The following is an 11,635-nucleotide window of genomic DNA, read 5'->3' on the forward strand; positions in this document are numbered from 1 at the left end:
TTAGGTGGTGCCTGCTAAAATCACTCTTTTCATTCTTTAATTGAAATTTAAAACTTTTGTGATGGCAGATAAATCCTTTTGTAACACCTTTGCATCATCCATTTTTCAGGATAACTACCTGACATGCAACAGAAAATTACAATTAAAGTACTGCCATCAGAAGCAGCTAGTGAAAATTCGGTTAAACAAGTAATTGCACAAAACTGTGCTGTAAAGCCTGAACGCGTAACCGGCTATACTATTTTAAAAAAATCACTCGATGCACGTAGCCGACAGGCCTGGTTCCACCTTACACTAAACGTATTCATTGATGAACCGTTTAAACAAACTACTCTCCCTCCCTTACTACTACATGATGTTAGTCAAGCCGAACACACCGTAGTGGTGGTGGGTGCTGGCCCTGCCGGCTTATTTGCAGCTATACACTTGATTGAATTAGGTGTTAAGCCCATATTACTAGAACGAGGGAAAGATGTAAGAGCCCGCCGACGCGACCTGGCAGCTATGAACAAAGAAGGTGTTGTGAATCCAGAGAGTAACTACTGTTTTGGAGAAGGAGGCGCCGGCACCTATAGCGATGGTAAGCTTTATACACGCAGCACTAAAAGAGGCGATGTACAACGCATTTTGAATATTCTAGTACACTTTGGGGCTGATGAACGCATCTTATATGAAGCACATCCCCATATTGGCACTAACAAGTTGCCGCATATTATTACCGCTATGCGGGAAAAAATTATTGAATGTGGCGGCGAAGTACGTTTTGATAAAAAGCTAACTGATTTTACTGTTGAAAAGGGTCACATCACCTCAGTTACAACTGCCGATGGTGATAGCATACCTGCCAAAGCCGTATTATTAGCAACAGGTCATTCTGCACGCGATATATTTGAATTACTCCACAACAAGAAATTACAAATAGAGTTTAAACCCTTTGCATTAGGTGTGCGGGTAGAGCATCCACAGCACATTATTGACACGGCTCAATATCATTGCGATATACGTAGCGAACACCTGCCACCTGCTGCATATAGCTTAGTGCAACAAGTGGATGGTAAGGGTGTTTTTTCTTTTTGTATGTGCCCCGGCGGCATTATAGCCCCAGCTGCAACTGCTGCTGGTGAGGTCGTGGTTAATGGTTGGTCGCCCTCCAAACGCAACAACCCATATGCTAACAGTGGTATTGTTGTAAATATTGAAGAGAAAGATATACAGTCATTTAAAAAACATGGTCCCTTAGCTGGCATGCTCTATCAGCAAGCCGTGGAACATAAAGCCTTTAATGTTGGGGGCGGTAAACTTGTTGCTCCTGCACAACGCATGGAAGACTTCTTTAAAAATAAAGTCTCATCTGATCTCCCTGATTGCAGCTACTTGCCAGGCATTCATGCTGCAGATTTGCGCAAGGTTCTTCCTACCCATGTACACAAGGCACTTCAAACCGGCTTCAAAGAATTTGGGAAAAAGATGAAAGGCTACTTTACCAACGAAGCCGTTGTGGTTGCAACCGAAAGCCGGACATCGTCGCCTATACGGATACCCCGACATAAAGAAACCCTGCAACATCCGCAGGTTACCAATTTGTATCCTTGTGCGGAAGGTGCAGGGTATGCTGGAGGTATTGTTAGTGCTGCTATGGATGGCGAAAAGGTTGCCGAAGCAATAGCAACTTATTCACTATCCTTACTTTGACGACTAATCAAAGCCTTATTTTCTTGCAACTGGTTTTTCTTAAACCATTTCATTTGTTGCTTTAATGCTTTCTTGTCCTGGTCTGTCATACTGCTGGTTAACAACGGAGTTAAATCTGGCTTTCCAGCATCAACCCAACTGGTATACAAAAAGTCAGAGAATAAGTTAGCCGATCGAATTGCCTGATCAGTTACGGTACTGCCTAAACGACTACTATAAGCTCTTGCGAAGTCAGAAGAGTAACTTTTCACCTCACGGCCTCTACGTATTTGTGTACGAAACTTTGTGCTGTCTACAAAGTCTTTAGATGTTTCCTTTTCTAAGCGAAAGACATCAGGCACCAATTGATGTGCGTGACGTAGCGCCTCCCAAACAGCCTGCTCTGGACGCTTTAAGTATTTGGCTTTATGGCGACTGCTTAGATTGTAAGTGTTAATTTCAATTTCCGGCACCACACTTTCCCATAAACTATGCAATCCTTTCTGCCCAGTCATTTGCCCATCATAATTAATAGTAGTATGCAATGGCACATGCGCATCTTCAATATAATGTCCTAGGTCTGTAGCGTAAAACAGTATACTGTCTTTATTCTTCTGCCGGAAGGCATTTGTCAACTGCTCTTTCACACTCATTATCACATAAGGCACATAACCATACTCGAACAATGTATCCTTAGAATATTTAGCTACCGCTTCATTCCATGTAAGTGGCATTTTCCAGGCAGCCGAATCACCATAAGCTTCAAAATCAATAAAGTGTTTTGAAGCTTCGGTACTATCTTTTGTTCTTCGCTCATCTGGACGAGGAGCGTTTTTAACAATATAGTCCAGGTTTTTATAGAAAAAGGGCTGCATGTCTTTCGGCAATTCATAAACCGCTAATTGATGGATGGTACGGTGCATTAGAAAACCCCAGCTACTCAATCCAATTAGAACAAACAGACCAACTATCCACACTATCCGCTGTTTCATAGTTACTTTATTTTTTTTGCAAAAGTCTCAAAAACAAACGAAACTGAACTATAAATTTCATTGTTACAATACTCGGAATCCACCACTCATCAAGAATTTCAAAAATATGTACCTTGAGCCTATAATTTGTCAAACAAACACTGCACCATGCCATTACTAGAGTTACGTAACCTTAAGAAATATTATGCTACCCAAAAAGCGGTAGACGACATTTCCTTCTCGATTGAGCCCGGTCAAATCTTTGGACTGCTAGGCCCTAACGGAGCTGGAAAAACGACATTGCTCCGCATGATAACCGGTATTTTCTATCCTGATGATGGCCAGATTCTTTTTGATGGCAAACCGTTCAACCCAGAAAAAGATATTCAACATATTGGATACATGCCTGAGGAAAGAGGTTTGTATAAAAAAATGAAAATTGGTGAACAAGCCCTTTATCTGGCTCAGCTCAAAGGCTTAAGTAAAGACCAAGCCTTACAGCTTATTAAGGAATGGTTTGTTAAGTTGGAAATGCAAAGCTGGTGGAATAAAAAAGTAGAAGACCTTTCAAAAGGTATGTCGCAAAAGCTACAGTTTGTTACTACAGTGCTACATCGCCCAAAACTGATTATACTGGATGAACCTTTTAGTGGTTTAGATCCTGTAAACAGCAATGTTATTAAAGAAGAAATCTTCCAATTGGCAAAATCTGGTTCTACAGTCATCTTTAGTACTCACCGCATGGAACAGGTGGAAGAAATTTGCGATCATATAGCATTAGTGAACAAAGGCCAGAAAATATTAGATGGCACAGTAAAAGGTGTAAAGCAGCGGTTCAAGAAAAATCTTTTCCGCATTGGCTTTGAAGCACTACCTGCTATTAATACCAACCAAGCATTTGAAGTGGTAAAAGAAAACAATGATCAATCATTAATTGTAAAGATCAACGACGGATACACGCCCAACGATGTATTGCGCTTTTATTTGCAAGGCAATACGCCAATCACTTCCTTCAGTGAGATACTGCCTTCATTGAATGAGATCTTTATTCAACTGGTAGAAGGCACGCCAGCTAGCCGTCAATTTCAAAACGTTACCGCATAATATATACACATGAACAAGATTTGGATCATTATAAAAAGAGAATACATTACCCGTGTTCGTAAAAAAACATTCTTACTCACGACAATTCTTACCCCACTATTGTTTGTGGGCTTTATGGCGTTTGTCATTTTCATGACTGTCCGAAACATGTCGCATGAGAAAGTGGCGGTAGTTGACCCTGCCGGTTATTTAAAATCCAGCTTAGAAAGTAGCAAAACTATCACCTACTCTTTTGCTAATGATGTAGACACTGGCAACTTTGTCAAAAGAGGATATTCGGCTGTACTATTTGCACCACACACCAGCATCAACCAAACGTCGAACTTCAGGCTGATTACTGAAAAAAGTTTGAATGCTGCAGCAAATAGTAAGATTGAAAAAGATATAAGCCGTGCTTTAGAAAATAATTTGATCAGCCAGGAGTTAAAGATCGATCCCAAACGTATTGACTCGATTAAAACCAGGGCAGAAAGCGTAAGCATCAATACCAGTAAAAAAGGAGAATCCGGCTTACAAAACAGCAGTTTTGAGGTAGCCAGAAGCATTGGTTATGTAACGGCTTTCCTGATCTACATTACTTTATTGATTTATGGAACCATGGTAATGCGTGGTGTTACTGAAGAAAAAACCAATCGCATTGCTGAAGTGATGGTATCATCGGTTCGTCCATTCCAACTAATGTTGGGTAAAATCATAGGTATTGGAGCTGTAGGTATTACCCAATTTTTAATATGGATTGTACTAATTGGTGTATTGAGCTCTGTACTAACATCTATGATTCCACCAGAAGTGTTACAACAAGCCCAACAAGCCAGCGAACAAATTCCAGGGCAAAGCCAACAAGGCACTGAAGCTCTACGTAACCTTGCGCAAGCCCAAGTAGCACTTAATACCATTAACTGGGGATTAGTTATCAGTTGCTTTATCTTTTATTTCATTGGAGGCTATCTTTTCTATGCTTCCTTGTTTGCAGCAATTGGCAGTGCAGTAAATGAAGATCCCCAAGATGCTCAAAGCCTTATGTTCCCCATAACGTTACCTGTAATCTTAGGCATTATCATTATGATTAATGCCATCAATGATCCCGGGGGCTCGCTGGCTACATGGTCTAGTCTTATTCCTTTCTTCTCGCCCATTGTAATGATGGCCCGTATACCATTTGGTGTGCCAGATACAGTACCCTACTGGCAATTGGGAACTTCAATGCTTCTATTAGTGTTAGGCTTCTTATTTACCACTTGGCTTAGCGCCAAGATCTACCGCACCGGTATTTTATTATATGGTAAAAAGCCAACCCTAAAAGAAATGGCTAAGTGGATCACACGATAATAAATTATTGATTTATCAAACTGAAGTCCTGCCTCCGCGCAGGACTTTTTTGTATTGTCAATTTGGCAACCTGTAAAGAATGACCTAGATAATGGCTAGTGATCTACAGTCGTTCATTTTTTATTTTCTATTAAATCAATTTATGTAAGGTTCAATTTAAGCAACATATATTTTAAATCCTGTTTATATATCTATCGCTTAAAGGCTGCCCAAATCAATGCTAAAACCTACCTCAACTTTACTCAACTCCGTAATGTTAGGGAGTTGAGTAAAGTTGGATGGTACTATAACTGGCATTTGCCCCATCTTTATCATTAACTGATTCACTGGCTTTATTAAAAGAAAATGATGCCATTTAGAAATACTAGATATATAGGGAATAATTAAATAGTCCCTTTTTGAATCCATATACTCGTCAAACACATCTGTAGCCTTTGTTAAATAAAAGACAATTGGATGAACGGCTGACCAACATACGAACGCCATCGTATATTTGTACGAAACATTTCGTCACTATAAAACCATTGTTTATGAAACGCAACGCATCTATTGGAATTGTAGCCGTTTTGATACTGGCTGGCTTTATAACCATTGCCCAAAACCGTTCTTCCTCCTCTCGCCAACAACAAACATTCATTAAAGACACCATACCCCAACACCGAGATGGAAAAGTGAAAGATTTTGATGAAGCCTTGCAAGAAGTAGATAGAGCTATGCAAGAATTAGATGTTCAACTGAAAAAGCCTATACCTTCTATTCCTCCTATTGAGGTAGAAAAAATGAAGGCAGAACTGGATAAAGCATTGAAGGATATTGACCCTGAAAAAATGAAAGCTGAAATAGATAGGGCTATGAAGCAATTTGATGCAGATAAATTAAGAGCCGATATTGAAACATCTATGGCTAAAGTGGATATGGAGAAAATGCGTAAAGACATTGAACGTATTAAAGAAGTAGAGCTTCCCAAGATTGAAGAACAGATGAAAAATATGCGTCCCGAAATTGAGAAGTCTCTTAAAAAAGCAAAAGTAAACATAGAAAAAGCAAAGGCAGAAATCAAGGAATACAAAGACTTTGAAAGCAGTTTAGAAAAAGACGGATTGATCAATAAAAAGCAGTACACTATTGAACACAAGAATGGAGTGCTTACTATTAACGGCCAAAAGCAACCTGAAGCTGTTTATAACAAGTACCGTAGCTTTTTAAGCAAACACAAAGATCTTACCTTAAAGAAAAATGAGGAAGGACTGGATATCAATAATGAACATGACGAAGACTAGAAGGTTTCGTAACTTGCCATACCGTCCCGCACAGCAGCGGGACTTTTTTATTTATGTATATGTATTACATGGCCATAGTATTGCCTGAAGAATTAAATAAAGAAGTATTAAGCTATAAACAGTACATGCTGGATAAATACAATTGTAAAGTAGGCCTAAAATCACCAGCTCATCTCACTATTATTCCTCCCTATTGGATGCAACGTGAAAAAGAGCAAAGCTTACTAAACCAGTTGGATGAAATATGTCTACGAGTAGAACGATTCCCTATTGCTACAAAGAATTTTTCAGCATTTAAACCTCGCACCATCTTTATTGATGTAGATGTGGATGAGAAATTAAAACACTTCAAAAAAAGAGTTGATCATTTTTTCCTTGATCACCAAGACTATGGCGCCAAGGTTGACACACGTCCTTTTCACCCGCATATCACTATTGCAACTAGAGACCTCTACAAAAAATCCTTTGCAGAAGCCTGGGCCTATTTTGAATCTAAAGAATTTGCTACAGCTTTTACAGGAACAGGGCTTTCTACGCTACGACACAACGGAAGAAGCTGGGATATTTTACATTTATCCCGTTTTCAAAACGCAGACTAAAGCGTAATAAAAAAAGGATGCTTTTTGAGCATCCTTTTGAATATCATTTAAGGTAGCCTTAAAAATCAAAAAACTGTGATGGTCCTGGCATGAAATCAAAAGAAGCATGCTCTTCCATCTGGATGTTTAATTGCTGCGCTTCATCTACGCGGGCAATGAATTTTTCCTTAATTACTTTTTTGTATCCTTCTTTCTCAAATACAAAGCGGTAAGTAGTACCAGGCTTGAGATCAGTAAAGGAGTAGTTGCCGTGCGAGTCGGTTAAGATTACCTTTTCCTTCTTGGCATTAGAATATGCAGTAACGCTAACATTGCTTAAAGGCTTTTTAGAGTCAAGCGTAAACACACCTCCAATAACATCGCTTTTTTTAGCATTTTCCTCACCAGTATTTGCACTGGCAAAAAATGAAAAAACAGTTATAAAACAGCTAAGCAGTAAATATTTAAGTTTCATGCGTTGGTGACTTGAGCGGTTATTCAGGACACACTTTACCAAACTAACGAGGTAAAGTTATTTTTTTAAATTGGATTTTGCAAAGCTTCGTTAAACTCCGCCCATAACTTTTTCACAATTAAGCCAGCAGGCAATATATCTTCCAATAATGCGCTCACCTGACCTATTTCTAACTCTCCTTCATCCATATCGCCTTCATGCATTCCTCGTTTGGCCCGCGCCCTTCCTAACAACTGTTTTAGCTCTTCCTCATTAGCTCCTCTTTTCTCAGCATCTTGTACTGCTTCAAAGAATTTATTCTTCAATAGCCGAACGGGAGTTAGCTTTTTCATTGACAGTTGCGTATCACCTTCCTTTGCCTGAATGATCGCTTGTTTAAACAATGGATGAGAGGACGCTTCCTCACTGGCTACAAACCGGCTTCCCACTTGCACTCCGTCCGCACCCAACACCATGGCTGCCAGCATTTGCCGGCCAGTAGCAATTCCTCCTGCAGCTATTATGGGGATAGTCACCGCCCTCTTTACTGCGGGCACCAACACCATTGTAGTAGTTTCTTCTCTTCCGTTATGACCGCCTGCTTCAAAACCTTCAGCCACCACCGCATCGCAACCTGCTTCTTGAGCTTTCAAGGCAAATTTGCTACTGCTCACAACATGCACGACAGTAATACCATGATTTTTAAAATGCTGTGTCCAAGTCTTTGGGTTGCCTGCTGATGTGAAGACAACCTTTACACCTTCCTCAATAATTATTTGGATGTGTTTTTCCAGGTCGGGATAGAGCATGGGCAGGTTTACTGAAAACGGTTTATCAGTTGCTGCTTTACACTTTTGAATATGTTCACGAAGCGTATCGGGGTACATGCTGCCGGCCCCGATCATTCCCAGACCACCAGCATTGCTGACCGCACTGGCCAGCTTCCAGCCACTCGCCCAGATCATGCCCGCCTGAATAATAGGATATTCAATGCCAAAAAGCTGGGTAATACGGTTCCCTGGCCCCCGAAGAGGAAACTTAGATATGTTAGTATTATAAGTTACGGACATGCCTTAAAATGAGTAATTGTTCACTAAATGACGTTAAAGCAATTGCTTGTGCAATATAGGTATTGGGCATTAGACATGCCCTGATAATGACTATATGATAAAGGAGTAGCTAAATTCGATGAGACCTACCTACACCTAAGTTTCCCCTTCGGGGGCCAGAGGCCAGTCTTTATCCTAGGTCTATATCTGTATTATCGCCGATATTTAATGTTCTGGTTTCTCCGCGTATCCCGGTGTCGGAACCAATGATGGAGTAGTCCAATACAATATCAAACAAGTTAGAAAAGGATCCTATTATGGAGTTTTTGATAATAGAAGCTTCAATGGTGGTATTCTCTCCAATAGTAACGTTAGGCCCAATAATAGAGTTCCGGATATCACACCCCTTACCAATTCGCACGGGCTGTATAATAACTGTATTTTCATAAGCCTGTGAAGACATGATACTTCCACCAAACTTTTTTAGCAGTGTGGCATTTGATTCCAGTAAGGTTTCACGCTTACCACAATCAAACCAGCTTTCCACCTTAAAGGCTTTAAACTGTGCGCCCTTTTTAATCATGCAGTCAATAGCGTCGGTAATACTAAACTCACCATGTGTTTTAAGGCCCTGCATAATATTAGCTTCTAGACATTCAAAAAGCAGGTTGCTCTCCTTTATCTTATACACGCCTACCAGCGCCATATTGGATTTTGGAATCTGCGGCTTCTCAATTACATGTCTTACAATATTATCGCCATCTATCTCAGCTACACCAAAGCTGCGGGGGTCATCCACCTTCTTTACGCCCAGCATCGAATATTCACTCTTCAGCACTTCATCGATAGGGTATTCCGTAATGGTATCACCCAGCACCACAAAGATCTCATCTCCCTTCACCAGATCGCGAGTAAGCTTTAATGCATGGCCTATCCCCTGGCGGTCATTTTGATGAACAAAATGTGACTGCAGAAACGGGTGTTCTTTTTTTACATAGTCCTGGATCTTTTCACCCAAGTACCCTACTACAAAAATGAATTCGTTGATACCCGCGTTCTTTAGTTGTTCGATAATAATGCTAAGAACAGTTTTTCCAGCCAAGGGGATCAGGGCTTTCGGCTGAGTATAAGTATGTGGTCTAAGTTTAGTTCCAGCTCCGGCTACCGGGATTATTGCTTTCATTCGCGTGTGTTTTGATGGCCGCTTTCACTCAACTGTCTCACCGCCATCATGAACAAAAAAACTAAATAGTTTTAAAAGGAGCCAACAAATTTACAGCAAATCTGCTAAAGGAAAATAGCGTGTGTCATACTTACTATAAGGCTCAACCCTATTTTTGCACAAAATTGACGGGAGTTTACAATCCAATATATTGTATCTCTCCCTAAATTGTTCGTCATATTTTTGAACAAGTTTGGGTTACCAGCTAAAAGAACTGAAGCCAGCAACCACAAACAGGAAACAAAATATTATGGTAAGAGATAAACTAGTATTTGACATTATCTACAAGGAGTTGGAGCGCCAACGCAATGGTATTGAATTGATTGCCTCTGAAAACTTCACCTCCCTGCAGGTAATGCAGGCTATGGGATCTGTAATGACCAACAAATACGCGGAAGGCTATCCTGGCCGCCGTTACTACGGTGGCTGCGAGTTTGTTGACCAAACCGAGCAATTAGCCATTGATCGTATTAAAGAAGTATTTGGTTGTGAATACGCCAATGTGCAACCGCATAGTGGCGCACAAGCTAATACAGCGGTATTCTTAGCTACCCTACAGCCTGGCGACAAGATACTAGGCCTTGACCTAAGTATGGGCGGCCACTTAACACATGGCTCTCCAGTAAACTTTTCTGGGAAAAACTACCAGGCCCATTTTTATACAGTAGATCGTGAAACTGGTTTGGTAAACTATGAGCAACTGGAAGAAGTAGCTCGCCGTGAGAAACCTAAAATGATCATTTGCGGTGCTTCTGCTTATAGCCGCGACTGGGATTATGCCCGCATTCGCAAAGTGGCAGATGAAGTAGGCGCGCTAGTAATGGCAGATATAGCCCACCCTGCCGGTCTAATTGCCAAAGGCTTGCTGAATTCTCCTTTTGAACATTGTCATTTTGTAACCTCTACCACCCACAAAACGCTGCGTGGCCCAAGAGGTGGTGTTATATTGATGGGTAAAGATTTTGAAAACCCATTTGGCTTAAAAGATCCTAAGGGCAATACCCGTATGATGTCGCACGTATTGGACATGGCGGTATTCCCTGGTGCACAGGGTGGCCCGCTGGAGCATGTTATCGCTGCAAAAGCGATTGCTTTTGGTGAAATTCTGACTGAAGACTTTACCAGCTATGCCAAGCAAATACAAAACAACGCACAAGCAATGGCTGCTGCGTTTGTACAACTTGGCTATAATATAATCAGCGGTGGCACAGACAACCACTTAATGTTGATTGACCTTCGTAATAAAAATATTACTGGAAAAAAGGCTCAGGAAACCCTTGATAGAGCACACATTACCTTGAACAAAAACGCGGTTCCTTATGATGATAAGAGCCCATTTGTAACTTCAGGTATTCGTGTAGGGGTTCCTGCTATTACCACCCGCGGCTTAAAAGAAGCAGAAATGGAGAAAGTGGTAAACCTGATTGACAAAGTGTTGATGAATATCGATAACGAAACCACTATTAGCGAGGTACAGAAAGAGGTACATCAATTGATGGGTAACTTCCCTTTATATGCTGAATTAGGTTTTCAATAAAGCCGAATAAATAAACGTTTATGATACAACGCAAACAAAGTTTATGGTTATTGTTAGCTGCAGCGTTTGATGCAACCACCTTTCGTTTCCCGATTTATAGCGGCGATTGGATGAAGGACACTACACCTGCGGCTATTGACCTGAATGCCAATACCACCATTTGGTTTACCATTCTAACAGTACTGGTTGGTGGATTAGCCTTTGTCAATATCTTTCTTTTTAAGAATCGTAAAATGCAATTACGCTTGTGTTTCCTTGGCATCTTTATCACACTGGCTTTATTGGCACTCTATTTTTTAGAGATCAAAAACTTCTATAGTGGAAATATTGCTCTATGGGCTATCTTTTATGTAGGGGCATTGATTTTCTTTTTCCTGGCTATACGTGGTATTCGCCACGACCAAAAGCTAATCAAAAGCTTAGATCGATTACGATAAGTA

12 protein-coding genes are annotated in these 11,635 nt (G+C 40.6%); 7 read left to right on the forward strand and 5 right to left on the reverse strand.

From position 1 onward, the window contains the following. Positions 1–123: 123 nt before the first annotated feature. Positions 124–1,692 (forward strand): NAD(P)/FAD-dependent oxidoreductase, encoded by a 1,569-nt coding sequence (locus SY85_RS08145; protein ID WP_066403353.1) that lies wholly within the window; start codon positions 124–126, stop codon positions 1,690–1,692. Here SY85_RS08145 and SY85_RS08150 read toward each other — a convergent pair. Further along, entirely contained in the window at positions 1,671–2,663 is a 993-nt protein-coding gene (locus SY85_RS08150; protein ID WP_066403355.1) for a zinc dependent phospholipase C family protein, read from the reverse strand. The genes SY85_RS08145 and SY85_RS08150 overlap by 22 nt on opposite strands. A gap of 147 nt (positions 2,664–2,810) precedes the next feature. Here SY85_RS08150 and SY85_RS08155 point away from each other — a divergent pair, with 147 nt between their 5' ends. Together SY85_RS08155 and SY85_RS08160 are read left to right on the forward strand one after the other, a co-directional pair. Further along, positions 2,811–3,746 carry an ABC transporter ATP-binding protein gene (locus SY85_RS08155; protein ID WP_066403357.1) on the forward strand — a complete coding sequence of 312 codons (936 nt, stop codon included), beginning with the start codon at positions 2,811–2,813 and terminating at the stop codon, positions 3,744–3,746. A 9-nt stretch (positions 3,747–3,755) separates the two neighbouring features. Next, positions 3,756–5,075 (forward strand): ABC transporter permease, encoded by a 1,320-nt coding sequence (locus SY85_RS08160; RefSeq protein ID WP_066403359.1) that lies wholly within the window; start codon positions 3,756–3,758, stop codon positions 5,073–5,075. A gap of 198 nt (positions 5,076–5,273) precedes the next feature. Here SY85_RS08160 and SY85_RS08165 read toward each other — a convergent pair whose 3' ends face one another. Beyond that, a complete protein-coding gene (locus tag SY85_RS08165) occupies positions 5,274–5,561 on the reverse strand; it encodes a hypothetical protein (RefSeq protein ID WP_066403361.1) in 288 nt (95 codons plus the stop codon). 44 nt (positions 5,562–5,605) lie between these two features. Here SY85_RS08165 and SY85_RS08170 point away from each other — a divergent pair, with 44 nt between their 5' ends. Together SY85_RS08170 and SY85_RS08175 are read left to right on the forward strand one after the other, a co-directional pair. Next, the gene (locus SY85_RS08170; protein ID WP_066403363.1) at positions 5,606–6,355 is read left to right on the forward strand and encodes a hypothetical protein; all 750 of its coding nucleotides are present in this window, start codon (positions 5,606–5,608) and stop codon (positions 6,353–6,355) included. Positions 6,356–6,423: 68 nt separating this feature from the next. Continuing rightward, positions 6,424–6,954 carry a 2'-5' RNA ligase family protein gene (locus SY85_RS08175; protein WP_158512950.1) on the forward strand — a complete coding sequence of 177 codons (531 nt, stop codon included), beginning with the start codon at positions 6,424–6,426 and terminating at the stop codon, positions 6,952–6,954. A gap of 58 nt (positions 6,955–7,012) precedes the next feature. Here the strand turns inward: SY85_RS08175 and SY85_RS08180 are convergent, their stop codons facing one another. From SY85_RS08180 to SY85_RS08190, 3 genes are all read right to left on the reverse strand, one after another. After that, on the reverse strand, positions 7,013–7,408 hold the full coding sequence (locus SY85_RS08180) for a carboxypeptidase-like regulatory domain-containing protein (RefSeq protein ID WP_066403370.1): 396 nt from the start codon (positions 7,406–7,408) through the stop codon (positions 7,013–7,015). A 65-nt stretch (positions 7,409–7,473) separates the two neighbouring features. Further along, positions 7,474–8,457, reverse strand: a complete 984-nt coding sequence (locus SY85_RS08185) for an NAD(P)H-dependent flavin oxidoreductase (RefSeq protein WP_066403371.1) — start codon at positions 8,455–8,457, stop codon at positions 7,474–7,476. Between the two features lie 169 nt (positions 8,458–8,626). Then, on the reverse strand, positions 8,627–9,619 hold the full coding sequence (locus SY85_RS08190) for a sugar phosphate nucleotidyltransferase (protein ID WP_066403374.1): 993 nt from the start codon (positions 9,617–9,619) through the stop codon (positions 8,627–8,629). Positions 9,620–9,908: 289 nt separating this feature from the next. On the opposite strand from SY85_RS08190, the gene SY85_RS08195 reads away from it, so the two are divergent. Together SY85_RS08195 and SY85_RS08200 are read left to right on the forward strand one after the other, a co-directional pair. After that, positions 9,909–11,195, forward strand: coding sequence for a serine hydroxymethyltransferase (locus tag SY85_RS08195; RefSeq protein WP_066409500.1), 1,287 nt, complete (start codon positions 9,909–9,911; stop codon positions 11,193–11,195). A gap of 20 nt (positions 11,196–11,215) precedes the next feature. Continuing rightward, complete coding sequence (locus SY85_RS08200) at positions 11,216–11,632, forward strand: DUF4293 domain-containing protein (protein WP_066403377.1); 417 nt, start codon at positions 11,216–11,218, stop codon at positions 11,630–11,632. The last annotated feature ends 3 nt before the right edge of the window (positions 11,633–11,635 follow it).

The sequence above is a fragment of the Flavisolibacter tropicus genome, assembly GCF_001644645.1.
Taxonomy (GTDB): Bacteria; Bacteroidota; Bacteroidia; order Chitinophagales; family Chitinophagaceae; genus Flavisolibacter; species Flavisolibacter tropicus.